Consider the following 14,354-nt stretch of genomic DNA (forward strand, 5'->3'; position numbering starts at 1 on the left):
CACGTCTCTTTCTTATTTTCTTGTTTCGAATTTTCCTTCTTCAGCGATGCGTTTGTTCAATTCAGCCAAATATTGATCGCCATCCACGTTGTAATCTACCTCTTTGTCCAACCATGAAGATAAATGCATTGCGTTCGCTAACGTAACGCCGTTGATGCCTTCTCTGCCGTTGGCCAATAATGGCGCGCCATTTACGACATGGTCAGCGAAGTTATTCAAGACATCGATATGTTGTTGTCCAAAAACAGTCGTGAATTCTTCTTCTGTTTCGGTAACGTATTGAGCCATATCCACTTGTCCCATGAAAATTTTCATAACATCTGACATATCCATCTTCTCAGAAAGTTCCGCTTCCGGTGCAGTTAATTGTTTCACGATCAATTTTTTGGAATCCTCAACGACGATTTTCCCTTTTGTGCCAAAGATTTCAAAACGGTCTGTACCGACCAAATCATTCGTGCACGTGATGAATGAACCTGTTGCTCCGTTGCCGAAGTCCAACAATGCGTTCACTTCATTTTCAACTACGATCTCACGGCCAACGCCGTATTGCAATTTCGCGAAAACTTTTTCAGGTTTGCCGCAGATCCATTGCAATAAGTCCAATTGGTGAGGAGCTTGGTTTACTAAGACGCCGCCGCCTTCGCCACCCCACGTTGCGCGCCATGCGCTTTGGTTGTAGTAACCTTGTGGTCTCCACCAAGTAGTGATGATCCAAGTAGCGCGTTGCAGATCACCGATTGCTTTATCGTCCATCAATTGTTTAACTTTTTGGTAAAGTGGATTCGTACGTTGGTTGAAGAAAATAGCGAAAGTAGATTCCGGATTTTCATCGGCCGCAGCGATCAAACGTTCAACTTCTTTTGTATAAACACCGGCTGGTTTTTCACCCAACAAATGGATGCCGCGTTTCAATGCGTCAATACCGATCACACAGTGGTCATAGTGGGGAACAGTTGTAACGATTGCGTTGACTACACCTGATTCCAACATATCCATATAGTTATCGAAGAATGGTAGTCCTGGGAAATCAGCAGCCACTTTTTCTTTTTTAGCAGGATCATTGTCGCAGATTGCAACCAACTCGATGTTGTCGTTCAAACGCTCATCGTTGTTCTTGAAGAACCCTGCGTACATGCCGCCTTCTGCACCATAACCAATAATTCCTAATTTCACTTTTTCTGTCATTCTCATCATTCTCCTTTTTGTATGTTGATTCTATTGTTTTTTCTGTAATTACTGGGTGTACTGCCGATGTTCTGTTTGAAATATCTGCTGAAATGGGCATCGCTTTCAAAACCGCATTCGCCGGAAATCATTTTGATGGATTTGGATGGTTCCATCAATAATGCCGTGCATGCTTGTGACAACCGATATCCCATCGCATAAGCCATGATGGTCTTTCCTGTTATTTCTTTGAAAGCATGGGACAAATAAGATTTGCTCAAATTAAGGGTATTCGCGATATCATCGATATTGAACGAGTCACGGTAATGCCTGAAAATGTATTCCGAAACTTTCTCCGCTATCTGCGTTTTTTCATCGACATAGGACTGTCCTTTTTCTACGATCTTATCCGTTGAAGAATCTATCATCAGAAGCAACTGGACTAAAGACAGTTTGCGTTTCGCTTCATTTGCATAGGATTTGTCCAACTGCTGCAAATGATTCATTTCCCGGATAGCATTTTCCAATAGGAGTTCATCCTTCTTTCGGAAAGTCCGAATGAGGCCATCACGATTTTCAGTAAAGAATCGCAGGATATAGTCAATGTTCAGATCATTCAGTAAAGGGGCAATCCAGTCGGCATCGAAATGGACGATGCTGCGTTCATAGGCATCCTTGTCTCCAATTACGTAGGCACGGTGAACCGTCATCCCATCCATCATCAGCAAGTCGCCAGGCTGAAGATAATAGATTTTATTACCGACCAGGAACCGACAATTTCCGCCGTGGAACAGGAATATTTCATATTGCGGATGTGTATGGAAATCTAGGGCATATGCTTGCCCTTTGACGTGATATCCGATCAACAATTTTTCAATGATACGTGTCACCTCCCTCTCTTTGACACTTCAAAGTATAGAATAACAGCGGTTACAATTCAATGTCCTGAAATGCTTACATTTTTCAAATAATTGACCAAGAGTGCTTTTTGTTGTTCAAAAAAACAAAGTCGAGAAAAATACTTCTCGACTTTACTTGGTACAACAGTGTTTTGGGTGATTTGTGAACAAAATGGTACATTAGTTGGATGTACACCCTCCAGGAACTCAAGCGCTGAATGCAACTAATCGTATCCTGTAGAACGGTTCTGAATCCTAGAGTTCTCCGCCTAACGCTGAGCTCAGGATTCATCACACACTTTTTAGTTGAACTCTGAATCCCAGAAACCTGTGCCTAAGCTGACAACCACACACAGACAAAAAGCGTCCGCTTTGTGTTTGTCCTCTTAGTGCTCGGTTTCTACCCGGGATTCATCGTATCCTTTTATAATTTGGCTTGCCATTTGTCGGTCCAAACTAGGTCGTTGTGACCGCCTTTGAATTCGGATTTGCCTTCCAGTTTGTCGATGACTTGTTTGATTGTTTCTTTGTTGTTGTGGTAAGCATTGATGAATGTTTTCACCATTGTCGCATCATGCAGATGTGTCGTGAAATTCAATGATACGAACGCATGCGGAACTTCCCATACAAACCAAGGAACTTCATTTGCCATGGCAGTACTCCATTGGATGCGGTAGTTGTTTTGTGCGCCGTAGCCTACGATATCAGAAACTTCCAAAGCGAAGTCCACTTCATCACGGTATTTTAAAGTAGCGCCTTTAACGCGTGAACCGCGTTCGTTGACAGTCACTTCGTAGCCGCGGCTTGTCAATTCATCAATGAAGAGTTGTTGCGTTGCTGAACCAGCATCATTGATTCCGCCTTTTTCGCCTTCCAAAATGTACAAACGGATGCGTTTGTGATCAACAGGGTTGATCGGCAAGTTGTTTTGGGTATCTTTGATCAAAGAGATCCCTTTGTCAGCAGCTTCCGCTCTCCATTGCAGATGCTCTTCACAGCCGATGACGTTCAAGTCTTCGCGTGTGCGCAACAATGTGCCGTTTGCTTGTTTTTCAGGCAAGTGCAATTTAGCTTTCAAGCCTAAGATACGACGCAAAGCATCAGTCAAACGTTCTTCCGTGATGACGCCGTTTTGGTAACCTTTCAGCATGAAACCGAAGTCCTCTTCGATGTTGTTGAAGAAAAGGAACATATCACAACCAGCAGCGATTGCTTTTGGAACATAATCTTCGCGGCGCATAGCCGATGTCATGCCCAGCATGTGTGTAGCATCGGTGATGACAAGGCCGTTGAAGTTCAGTTCGCCCTTCAATTCATCTTGGATCAATTCTTCCGCCAACGTTGCCGGCATGATGTCTTTGTCTTCCAAAGCAGGGTTCAATTCTTTTTGCAAAGCAGGGACTGCAATGTGTCCTGCCATGATCATTTCAACACCGCGGTCGATGTGATTTTGGTAAACTTTACCGAAAGAAGCGCGCCATTCTTCAGGGCTCAATTCATTGATGCCCAACACCAGATGCTGGTCGCGTTCTTCTGTTCCGTCTCCAGGGAAGTGCTTGATGCATTGGATAACGCCGTCTTCCATGTTTTCGCCGTTTTCAGCAGTCAAGCCATCCAAATATGCATTTGTATATTTGATGACTGTTTCTGCATCCGTACCGTAAGCACGCGTGTTAACGATTGTGTTTCTCCAGTTGTAAAGGATATCCACACATGGATCAAAGTTGACATTGACGCCTAAAGCTTTTTCTTCACGGGCAGAAACCAAGCCTGCATGATAAGAAACTTGAGGGTCGCCTGCAGCTTCAGACTGTGCACCGGAAGCGATGTAAGTACCCTCGCTGCATGCACCATTTCCGCCGGAGTCGCAGTTCGCTGCAACCAACAAAGGAATTTTGGACATTGATTGCAGGTCGTTCAATAGATCTTGGATATCTTCTTTCGAATTGCCGTGGTAACGTGCGCCACCGATGTGGAATTTTTCGATGATTTCTTTGTTGGTGAAATCGTTCCCTGAGAAGGCATCATCTCCGAAGAAGAAAAGGTTGGTGAACAATTGTCCTACTTTTTCCTCATCTGTCATACCAGCGATCATGTCATTTACCCATTCGACCTGTTTGTCGTTCAGATTGTACGGTTTTGCTTTTAAATCAACTAATTTTGGCACTTTTGTTCCTCCTGTTAACGTAATGTTTCTAACTTGCAAATCTTGGAATGTAGATTAATCGAATTGAGCCAATAAAGCATGGAATTCCCCAAGCACTTTTTCCTGATAAGCTCCTGCATATTCTTTGTTCAGGAATTTCTCGATTGCTTCGTTGCTTAGGCGTTCCCAAGAGAATTCTTCTTTCCCGAAAAGAATCGGATAATAGAATACGCCATTTACCGTTGCCGCTTGTTCATCTCCAGGCGCGTCCCCGACCATCAAAATTTCGTCCGCTGCATAACCTTTCGTCAACAGATCAGCGATTGCGTCCGCTTTGCTGCCGACTTCCTGTCCATAGACTACGTCAACTTGCGGCATCAGATTGTGTCTGTTCCATTCGCTGTTCAAAGCTTCGCTGTTGGCTGAGCTTACGATTGCGACATCCGTCAGGCCATGGATTTTTGTCAGTCCTTCCAGAACGCCAGGGAAAGGCTTATCTTCGCCCGCTAATTCCGTTTCGATGCCTTCGTTGACTTTCTTGCTCCATACCAAAGCTTTTTCCAAATCTTCGGAAGATGCTTTCGCGATCTCCGCTTCCAGGGAAGCATTCGATAACGATGGCGCATTGTTTGCCCAAGCAGTCAGTGCCGTAATATCGCCGATGTCTTCGCCTTTTTCCTGTGCTTCAATCAGCGTCAAGACCAATGCTTTGAAGCGATTGATGCCGCGTGTGCTGGAGAACAAGTTGATGCGGTTCCAGTCAGCCAAGAAAGTTTCGCGATCTTTGATGCCGTACTCGTCAGCTGCCAAAGGTCCGAAGAAACGTTCATGTTTCACGTTCATCGTATCCATTGCGCAGCCGTCGGAATCGACGCATACTAAGAATTGTTTTTGTTTCGTAAATTGTGTTGGGTGTGTAGACATAATTTTTCTCTCCTAACTTGATATCAAAAAAAGGGCAGATAGAGAAGAACTGTGCAACACATTTCGTTCTATCTGCCCTATTCAATTACCTAAACTTATACGCCTGAATACGCGTTGAAGCCGCCATCGATCGGCAATACGACGCCGTTCACAAAGCTTGCAGCTTTCTCGTCAGCCAAGAACAACAAGCCGCCGATCAATTCATGCGGTTCGCCGAAACGGCCCATTGGCGTGCCGTTCAGAATTTTGCCCGTACGAGGAGTCGGTGTGCCATCTTCGTTGAACAACAACGCTTGGTTTTGTTTTGAAACCAAGAAACCAGGAGCGATCGCATTGACACGGATACCTACGTGCGAGAAGTGTACAGCCAACCATTCAGTCAAGTTGGAGATAGCAGCTTTCGCGCCTGAGTAAGCAACGATTTTGGTCAATGGTGTGAAACCGTTCATGCTTGAGATGTTGATGATGTTAGCGCCTGGACGGCCGACCATATCTTTAGCAAAAACTTGTGTAGGCAACACTGTACCCAAGAAGTTCAAGTTGAAGACGAATTCGATGCCGCTTTGTTCCAAGTCGAAGAATGTTTTTGTTCCTTCCGGAAGATCAGTTTCATGGTATTCGTTGTCTGTCGTTGCGCGCGGGTTATTGCCGCCTGCGCCGTTTACCAAGATATCCACTTCGCCTAATTCAGCTACTACAGCTTCTTTAGCTGCTTGCAGGCTTGGCAATTCCAATACGTTGGCTTTGAACGCTTTAGCGATGCCGCCTTCGGCTACGATTTCATCAGCATATCCTTGTGCGTTATCCAAGTTTAAGTCCAAAAGGGCTACTTTAGCGCCTGCTCTGGCGAATTCTTTCGCGAAATAAGAGCATAAAACGCCGCCAGCACCTGTTACTACTACTACTTTATCGGTAAAATCATGAACGAATGGGCTTGTCATGGTGATTTTCCTTCTTTCTTATTGTTATTGTTGAGCTTTCAAGTTTTTCTTAACTGCTTCTTCCAAACCATTCAGGTAAGTTGCACCTAATGCACGGTCATACAAACCATAACCAGGTTTACCGGTTTCTCCCCAAATCATACGGCCATGGTCTGGACGGATTGCACCTTCAAAGCCGCCTTCAACACATGCTTTTACTACTTCATACATATCGATGGATCCCATTTCAGACAAGTGAGCTGACTCTTCAAATGAACGTCCACCGACTAATTTCACGTTACGTGCATGCACGAAGTTCACACGTTTTTTAGCAAGCATATCTTTCAAGATAGCCACTGCATCGTTTTTAGGATCTGAAGCGAATGAGCCTACGCATAATGTAACGCCGTTATATTCGCTGTCGTACAATTTGATGAAGCGGTTCAATGCTTCTCCGCCAGTGATGATACGAGGCAATCCGAAGATGCTGTATGGAGGATCATCAGGGTGGATAGCCATCTTGACGCCGGCTGCCTCAGCTGTAGGCATGATCGCTTTGATGAAGTATTCCAGGTTTTCCCATAGTTTTTCTTCGTCAACTTCTTTGTATTCATCCATTAAAGCGTTCATTTCTTCAGCATTGTAGCTTTCGTCCCAACCTGGAAGAGAAAGCGTACGTGGGTCCATTTTGTTTACTTCTTCTTCATCGAAGATCAATGCATTTGAACCATCAGGTAATTCGTATGCCAAGTTGGAACGAGTCCAGTCAAAGATTGGCATAAAGTTGTAACATACAACAGGAATTCCTGCTTTACCTAAGTTGCGTAAGGTTTCTTTGTATGCCTCGATGTATTGGTCACGGTCTGGACGACCCAATTTGATGGATTCGTGAACCGGAACAGATTCAATGACTGAGATGTACATACCTTCAGCTTCAACGCCCGTTTTCAACTTTTCGATTCTTTCCAAAGGCCAAGATTGACCAACAGGGATATCGTAAACTGCAGTGACGATTCCTTTCATACCAGGGATTTGACGAATATTTTTCAGTGTAACAGGGTCCTCATGACCGTACCATCTGAATGACATTTCCATTGCAATACACTTCCTCTTCTTTTTTTGTTTTTTTATTTTTTAAAATCAAAGTATTCTACAGCGTTGTTGTAGCTGATGTTTGTGATCAGCTTTTCAAGTAACTTGGCATCATTCGGGATTTCTCCACGTTCCACGAGATCACCGATGAAATCACAAAGGATGCGGCGGAAATACTCATGACGCGTATAGGAGATGAAGCTTCTTGAATCTGTCAGCATGCCGACAAAATTCATCAACAAACCTGCTTCGGATAAAGATTTCAATTGTTTCAGCATGCCGTACTTGGTGTCGTTGAACCACCAACCGGAACCCATCTGAACTTTGCTCTTGATGCCTTTATCGTTCACTTGGAAGTTCGTTATTGCCGTTCCCACCAAGTCGAAATAAGTAGGGTCAAGGTTATAAGCGATGAATTTAGGCAATTCATTCGTCAGGTCCATTGCACCAAGCAGATTGTTCAAAGCATAGGATACGTTCGGTTGATCCTGGATGGAATCGAAGCCCGCATCCGCGCCTAATTTAGCAAACATGCGCTTATTGTTGTTGCGGATAGCGCCGAAGTGCAATTGCATCACGAAGTCTTTTGCAGCATAGATTTTGCCCAATTCCACCAACAAGCGTGTTTGGTATTTTGCATATTCCGCTTCCGAGATGCTGTCCCCTGCGATCGCTTTGGCATAGATAGCTTCAATCTCTTCATCCGTAGCTTCAGCATAGTAGATTTGGGATAAACCGTGGTCGGAAACATTCGAACCATGATCCGCAAAATATTGGATCCGCTCTTCCATTCCGTCCAACAACTCAGCGAATGTCGTCATTTCTTTGCCTGTCGCCTCTTGCATTTTTCCGATGAATCCAGCAAACTTGGCTGCTTCCTGGATAGCGAAAGCTTCATCTGGACGGAAACCAGGAACGACGGCCACATCGAATGTCTCGTCTTCAGCGATTGCTTTGTGCCATTCCAACGTATCCGTTGGGTTGTCTGTCGTACAAATGAAGGTGACGTTGGAATTTTTGATCAATTGTCGTGCTGTCAGCTTTTCTTCTTTCAACACGCGGTTGCATTCCGCATAGATTTCCTTCCAGTTGGCACTGGTAAGTGTTTCTTCTATATGGAAGTACTTTTTCAATTCCAAAGCTGTCCAGTGGAACAAGGGATTCCCTACTGCATTTTCAGCAGTGTAGGCCCAAGCTTCAAATTTTTCTTCAGGAGAAGCATTGCCGGTGATTTTTTCTTCCGGAATTCCCATCGCACGCATCGCGCGCCATTTGTAATGATCTCCGCCCAACCATAATTCCGTAATGTTTTCGAACTCATAATCTTCAGCGATCTGTTGCGGGACCAAATGGCAGTGGTAATCGAAGATGGGCATGTTTTCCGCATATTCGTGGTAAAGTTTTTTGGCCGTTTCGGACTGTAACATAAAGTCGTCATGAATAAATGACATGTGAAGAAATCCCCTTCCGAGCTTTATTTTGAAATATCATTGATTATTGCGCTTTGATTTCTGCCAATCGATCGGCAAATTCTTTAGCTGCAGCCGCTACACTGGAGTAGCCGCCTTCTTTAAGGTTTCGTGTCAAGGCACTGCCGACACCGACTGACCAAGCTCCGTTTGCGATCCATTTGTCCATGTTCTCAATGCTTACGCCACCTGATGGCATCACGTCAACCCAAGGAATAGGCCCATGAACGTCTTTGATGAATCCAGGACCCAACAAACCACCCGGGAAAAGCTTCACTACTTCGCATCCAGTTTCCAGAGCCATTTGAATTTCTGTAACAGAACCGCATCCAGGCAAGTATGGAACAGTGTATAGGTTGCACATTCTTGAAATCTTTTCATTAAAGGAAGGGCTTACGATAAATTTCGCTCCGTTCATGATCGAAATTCTCGCAGCGACTTCATCCAATACCGTACCTGCACCTACGACCATATCCGTACCTGCGAATTCATCAGACAGCTTGCGCATAACATTTTCAGCACCCGGTGTCGAAAATGTCACCTCGATGTTCTTGATGCCTCCTTGATAAGCTGCTTTTGAAATCTCATAACCCGCTTCTTCGGAAGCTCCGCGCACTACTGCAAACAGGTAATTCTCTTGTAATTGAGCCAGGGTATCTCTCTTGACGCTCATTTGTCATCCTCCATTCATGGTTTCGCATTGTGGAACTCAGTATCATAACTCGAGTTCATTATAGAATTTACCATCTTTTATGTCAACGAAATTCCATCAGAAATATAAAAATGACCTCCCAATTGTGAAAAATTTGTGGCGTACTCCTGAATGGCCCCAGAAAAAAACAAAAGGATATACAAAAAAACTCCCCACAAACGCATGTATCATGCGCTTCGTGGGGAGTTCCTGCTGTATCGGGCTCAGATCGGAAAGGATCAAAAGTGACCGAGCAACTGTGAAATCTTTGTGGCATACTCCAAAATTTTTCCTGTATAGAAGTCTTTATCGACCATGTCGGACAACGGCAAGGAGATGCTGATCGCGCCTGCGGCAACTTCCCTTGCGCTCGAAAACGCTGCTGCGATGCAGACGATGCCCTCTTCAAACTCCTCATCGTCGAGGGCGTAACCATTCCTTCTGATTTCATCCAGTTCATTGACGAGTTCTTCATAAGTGGTGATCGTGCGTCCGGTCTTCTGTTCCGGAACGATGCTGTCCCAATATTCACGGACGGCAGCATTTTGACGGGTGCTCAGGAGCGCTTTCCCGACCGCAGTGCAATAAAGTGGCGCTTTCGTACCGATCTTTGATTGCATCCGCACACCGCGGGACTCACCATACTTATCGATGTAGAGCACTTCATCATTGTCTTCCACAACCAGATGCACGGTCTGTTTCGTATCATCCGACAACTGACGGATCATGCTTTTGGCCACGTTCAAGAAGTCGATGTTGTGGACACGTTTGTTCCCGAGATGGAACATCTTCAAGGAAATGCGGTATTGCTTGGTGTCAGGATTGCGGTCGATATAGCCGTTTTCCATCAGAGAGTTCACCAAGCGATGGGTCGTTGCTTTATGCAGGCGGACTTTTTCGCTCAACTCCATCAGGCTGAGACTAGGATAGTCCGCCAATGTTTCCAGGATCGATAAGGCCCGATCTATCGATTGAACTTTTGTGCTTGTGTTTGACTCTTCTTTTTGTACCATTTTTCTGATCATCCTTTTTTCGAATATAGTCTCAAACCTTACAAAATCTTTGTATATCATTCCATTTTCCATACTTAGCTAATCAAAAATCAGCGTTTGGATTCATTTAACGGGAAACCGTTTCATATTGTGATATTATAGCAAATAAAATGAAGCATGATAAGCCCCCCGCGTCTAATTTCAAAAAATAATTTAAACGCATACAAAGATCTACACATTCGCGATGCACAGCTTCTGTTTCTTCTTATGGATGCAAACGCCGAGGAAAGGAAGTTTGCGCGTCATTTTTTTCGGAACATTCTTCCCTATGGGCGATCCTACGCGCATAACATGGCTTTGGGATTATGTCAGAAATTTGACAGGACCCGCTGTATTTTGGATTATTTCCACTGCTCACCTTTGACTTGAATGCGTTTTCTTACTATACTCATATCAGATTAAAAACGGCAGTTTCATATTATGATATACAATTCCCGTTATTATTTTCGCCCTTCTTATCAAAAATAATCTTTTATGGGAGGAAAATTTAAAATGGCTCAAAATCAAGTCACCGGCACAGCAAAGCGTCCATTTGGATTCCGTGACCTACTTGGATATTTCATGGGCGACTTCGGCTGCAATATGAGTTTCACGTTAATTTCCAGCTACATGTTCATTTTCTACACCCAGTACATCGGAATTTCCTTGGCCCACTATTCCATTGTCATCCTGATCACGAAAATCCTTGATGGCATCAACGATCCGATCATCGGCGCGATCGTCGACCGGATGGGCGCAAACAAAAATGGTGAAAAATTTAAACAATGGATTCTGCGCGGCGCTCCTTTCTTGGCATTGGCAGCAACTGTCATGTTCATCGATGCGGCTGACTGGTCATATCCTGCTAAACTTGCTTTGTGTATCGGTGGGTACATCTTATGGGATATCACCTATACAGTCGTTAACGTACCTTACGGCGCTCTGAGCTCAGTTATGACCGCCAAGCCTTCACAACGCGCTGCTTTATCCAACGCACGTTCTTGGGGATACATCATCGCAGGTGTTCCTCTAGGCGTACTGATTCCGTTGTTCGCTTATGAGCAAGTCACAAAAAACGGCCAAACAGCAAGTATTTTCCGCGGCGAAAGAATGTTCCCGATTGCAGTCATTTTGGGTATCGTTTCCATCATTGCTTTTGCGCTTCTGTATCTGAATACGGAAGAACGCATCCAGCATGTTGAGGCTGAGGGTGAAGAGGTAAAATTCAATTACTTCAAGACATTAAAAGACTTCTTCCATAACCGCGCGATTCTGGGTATCGCTCTTGCCTCTATCGCTCAAATCCTGTTCATCATGGGCGGGAACCAATTGCATCAATTGACTTACCAAATGTACTTCGGAGATGGAACCTTGAGTTCTTACTCCATCCTCACTCAAATTATCCCACTATTTGTTGGTACTGCCCTTGGTGGTGCCTTGGTCGGAAAACTGGGCAAAAAAGAATTGTCGACTTGGCCATTGATCGGCTCTATCGCAGTCTATGCTTTCCTTTACTTGGTCGAAATCACAAATCCGATTCTTTGGATCGCGATGCAGATCATCGCAAACAGCTTCGCCTTCGGTTTGACCATCTATACTTGGGGTATGGTTGCTGACGCGATCGATTATCAAGAATGGAAGACAGGCATCCGTAACGAAGGTTCCGTTTACGCAACCTACTCCATGCTGCGTAAAGTCGCACAAGGCTTCGGCCAATCATTCATTCCAGCAGCCATCGCCATCCTGATACCTACACTGGATGTCAAGGACGCCATGACATGGACCGCCGAAAATTCACACGCCATCCGTGATATGGCTGCCCTGTTCCCATTGATTGGCTACATCCTCATCTTCATCTGCTTCCAGTTCATCTTCAACTTGGACAGTAAGACTGTTGCAGAGATGCAAGTCGCTCTGGGTCGCGACGAAGAATAATTCGTCCGCAGCAAACGAATGGACTGAATTCCAAAACAAAAAATTCCAACCGGATTGTTTTCCGGCTGGAATTTTTTGTTTTATTCGTATTCTGCAAATAATTCTTCTGGCGTCTTCAGAACGCCACCGGTATTGGCTGATGTAACCAACGCGGCGTAACGTGCCAACCAACCTGTCTTCACTTTAGGCATGAAGCGTGTTTGTTTTTTCTTTCTCTCTTCCAACACTTCATCAGCGACACTTACGTTGATTGTGCGGTGCTCCAAATCGATGACGATTTCATCGCCATCTTCAATCAAGCCGATTGGGCCGCCTGAAGCAGCTTCCGGAGAGATGTGTCCGATCGCGATACCGCGTGTGGCACCGGAGAAACGGCCGTCAGTGATCAGTGCAACATCGCGGCCTAAGCCGCGTCCCACGATGGAAGAAGTTGGAGCCAACATTTCCGGCATTCCAGGTCCGCCTTTAGGGCCCTCATAACGGATGACGACAACATGTCCTTTTTTGACTGTACGGTTATCTATTGCTTCCACCGCTTCATCATGGCTGCTGAAGCAGATCGCTTTTCCGACGAATTTTTTTATGTCGGCATCCACGCCGCCTACTTTGATGACGCCGCCGAAAGGAGCGATATTGCCGTTCAGGATGGACAAGCCACCGACTGGAGAATAGGCATTCTCGTATTTATGGATGACTTCTTCGTTCTTGATTTCATGGTTCGCAACATTTTCGCGGATCGTTTTGCTGGTTACAGTGATACGGTCCGGATGCAGGTTGCCGTGTTTAATCAATTCATTCATGATCGCCGGCACACCACCCGCCTCATGCACATCATGCATGGAGTAAACAGATGATGGTGCGATTTTTGATAGGTACGGGGTTGTTTCCGCGATCTCGTTGATGCGGTTCATGTCATAATCGATTCCCGCTTCTTTCGCCAAAGCCAATGTATGCAGCACTGTATTCGTCGAGCCACCCATCGCCATATCCAAGGCGAAGGCATCATCGATTGCTTCAGCAGTGATGATGTCACGCGGTTTGATGTCTTTTTTGACTAAGTCCATCAATTTGAAAGCCGCTTCGCGGATCAGTTCTCTTCTCTCGTCACTGACTGCCAAAGCAGTACCGTTGTATGGCAATGCCAATCCCAATACTTCCATCAAACAGTTCATCGAGTTGGCGGTGAACATCCCCGCACAAGAACCGCATGTTGGGCAAGCGTTGGCTTCCATATCGAAGAATTCTTCCTCGGTCATGTTGCCTTCTTTGAAAGTGCCGACCGCTTCAAACATGGATGACAGTGTCAAAGCCTGTCCGGTAGCTGAAAGTCCAGCCTTCATCGGGCCGCCAGAGCAGAAAATCGCCGGAACATTGGTGCGGACAGCCGCCAAAAGCATACCCGGAGTAATCTTATCGCAGTTCGGGATGTAGAAAACACCGTCGAACCAATGTGCATTGATGACCGTTTCAGCGGCATCGGCAATGATTTCGCGTGATGGCAATGAGTAGCGCATCCCGATGTGTCCCATCGCGATCCCGTCGTCGACACCGATAGTGTTGAATTCAAAAGGAATCCCGCCGGCTTCACGGATCGCTTCTTTGGCGATATCACCCAATTCTCTCAAATGCACGTGACCAGGCACGATATCTGTATAGGAATTGCAGACAGCTATGAACGGTTTGTCCATGTCCCCTTCTTCCCTGATTTGTCCGGTCGCTCGCAACAAGGAACGATGTGGCGCTTTATCTATTCCCTTTTTGATTTTATCACTACGCATTGCTGTCTCCCCTTTTTCCGTATATTTATAAAAAAGAAGCCCTCATGTGACATAGGGCTCCAGCTTACGTCGAGCCCTGATTCACTAAGAATAGGACTCAACTAATTGAATAGTTTGAATCCTAGGGCATAATAATGACTAATAAAGTGTTTACAGCATGGCAAGCTGTCGTACTGTGTGCGTTCATTTTTCTCATCATACTGCAACTCCTTTCATTATCTTTCTTTAAATATTAAATCTAAATTAGAAATAAGTCAATGCTTTTATTCTTCTTTCATAATCCGTTCATCTACCTCAATCCA

Annotated in this window: 11 protein-coding genes; 1 reads left to right on the plus strand and 10 read right to left on the minus strand. The window is 45.1% G+C overall.

Going from position 1 to position 14,354, the window contains the following annotated elements; genetic code table 11:
- Positions 1-12: 12 nt before the first annotated feature.
- From ACKPBX_RS04635 to ACKPBX_RS04675, 9 genes are all read right to left on the minus strand, one after another.
- Positions 13-1,188, minus strand: a complete 1,176-nt coding sequence (locus ACKPBX_RS04635; protein ID WP_119092371.1) for a Gfo/Idh/MocA family protein — start codon at positions 1,186-1,188, stop codon at positions 13-15.
- A gap of 5 nt (positions 1,189-1,193) precedes the next feature.
- Positions 1,194-2,057 carry an AraC family transcriptional regulator gene (locus ACKPBX_RS04640; RefSeq protein ID WP_319996124.1) on the minus strand — a complete coding sequence of 288 codons (864 nt, stop codon included), beginning with the start codon at positions 2,055-2,057 and terminating at the stop codon, positions 1,194-1,196.
- 433 nt (positions 2,058-2,490) lie between these two features.
- Positions 2,491-4,233, minus strand: a complete 1,743-nt coding sequence (locus ACKPBX_RS04645; RefSeq protein ID WP_319996125.1) for a glycoside hydrolase family 3 protein — start codon at positions 4,231-4,233, stop codon at positions 2,491-2,493.
- A gap of 54 nt (positions 4,234-4,287) precedes the next feature.
- Positions 4,288-5,136: an HAD family hydrolase gene (locus ACKPBX_RS04650; protein WP_086626866.1), complete on the minus strand. Its 849-nt coding sequence runs from the start codon at positions 5,134-5,136 to the stop codon at positions 4,288-4,290.
- 95 nt (positions 5,137-5,231) lie between these two features.
- Positions 5,232-6,077 (minus strand): SDR family oxidoreductase, encoded by an 846-nt coding sequence (locus ACKPBX_RS04655; protein ID WP_086626865.1) that lies wholly within the window; start codon positions 6,075-6,077, stop codon positions 5,232-5,234.
- Positions 6,078-6,101: 24 nt separating this feature from the next.
- Entirely contained in the window at positions 6,102-7,151 is a 1,050-nt protein-coding gene (uxuA, locus tag ACKPBX_RS04660; RefSeq protein ID WP_319996126.1) for a mannonate dehydratase, read from the minus strand.
- Positions 7,152-7,183: 32 nt separating this feature from the next.
- Complete coding sequence (uxaC, locus tag ACKPBX_RS04665) at positions 7,184-8,599, minus strand: glucuronate isomerase (protein WP_319996127.1); 1,416 nt, start codon at positions 8,597-8,599, stop codon at positions 7,184-7,186.
- A 43-nt stretch (positions 8,600-8,642) separates the two neighbouring features.
- Positions 8,643-9,290: a bifunctional 2-keto-4-hydroxyglutarate aldolase/2-keto-3-deoxy-6-phosphogluconate aldolase gene (locus tag ACKPBX_RS04670; protein ID WP_119092366.1), complete on the minus strand. Its 648-nt coding sequence runs from the start codon at positions 9,288-9,290 to the stop codon at positions 8,643-8,645.
- A 257-nt stretch (positions 9,291-9,547) separates the two neighbouring features.
- Positions 9,548-10,321 (minus strand): IclR family transcriptional regulator, encoded by a 774-nt coding sequence (locus ACKPBX_RS04675; protein WP_319996128.1) that lies wholly within the window; start codon positions 10,319-10,321, stop codon positions 9,548-9,550.
- Positions 10,322-10,852: 531 nt separating this feature from the next.
- Here ACKPBX_RS04675 and ACKPBX_RS04680 point away from each other — a divergent pair.
- A complete protein-coding gene (locus ACKPBX_RS04680; protein ID WP_319996129.1) occupies positions 10,853-12,274 on the plus strand; it encodes an MFS transporter in 1,422 nt (473 codons plus the stop codon).
- Positions 12,275-12,354: 80 nt separating this feature from the next.
- Here the strand turns inward: ACKPBX_RS04680 and ilvD are convergent, their stop codons facing one another.
- Complete coding sequence (gene ilvD / locus ACKPBX_RS04685) at positions 12,355-14,052, minus strand: dihydroxy-acid dehydratase (RefSeq protein WP_319996130.1); 1,698 nt, start codon at positions 14,050-14,052, stop codon at positions 12,355-12,357.
- Between the last annotated feature and the right edge of the window lie 302 nt (positions 14,053-14,354).

Source organism: Trichococcus shcherbakoviae (assembly GCF_963666195.1).
GTDB lineage: Bacteria > Bacillota > Bacilli > Lactobacillales > Aerococcaceae > Trichococcus > Trichococcus shcherbakoviae.

Excerpts from the sequence above, each read along its gene's own strand:
- ACKPBX_RS04635 (WP_119092371.1), bottom strand. The coding sequence starts at position 1,188 with ATGACAGAAAAAGTGAAATTAGGAATTATTGGTTATGGTGCAGAAGGC.
- ACKPBX_RS04650 (WP_086626866.1), bottom strand. The coding sequence starts at position 5,136 with ATGTCTACACACCCAACACAATTTACGAAACAAAAACAATTCTTAGTA.
- ACKPBX_RS04655 (WP_086626865.1), bottom strand. The coding sequence starts at position 6,077 with ATGACAAGCCCATTCGTTCATGATTTTACCGATAAAGTAGTAGTAGTA.
- uxuA (WP_319996126.1), bottom strand. The coding sequence starts at position 7,151 with ATGGAAATGTCATTCAGATGGTACGGTCATGAGGACCCTGTTACACTG.
- uxaC (WP_319996127.1), bottom strand. The coding sequence starts at position 8,599 with ATGTCATTTATTCATGACGACTTTATGTTACAGTCCGAAACGGCCAAA.
- ACKPBX_RS04670 (WP_119092366.1), bottom strand. The coding sequence starts at position 9,290 with ATGAGCGTCAAGAGAGATACCCTGGCTCAATTACAAGAGAATTACCTG.
- ACKPBX_RS04675 (WP_319996128.1), bottom strand. The coding sequence starts at position 10,321 with ATGGTACAAAAAGAAGAGTCAAACACAAGCACAAAAGTTCAATCGATA.
- ACKPBX_RS04680 (WP_319996129.1), top strand. The coding sequence starts at position 10,853 with ATGGCTCAAAATCAAGTCACCGGCACAGCAAAGCGTCCATTTGGATTC.
- ilvD (WP_319996130.1), bottom strand. The coding sequence starts at position 14,052 with ATGCGTAGTGATAAAATCAAAAAGGGAATAGATAAAGCGCCACATCGT.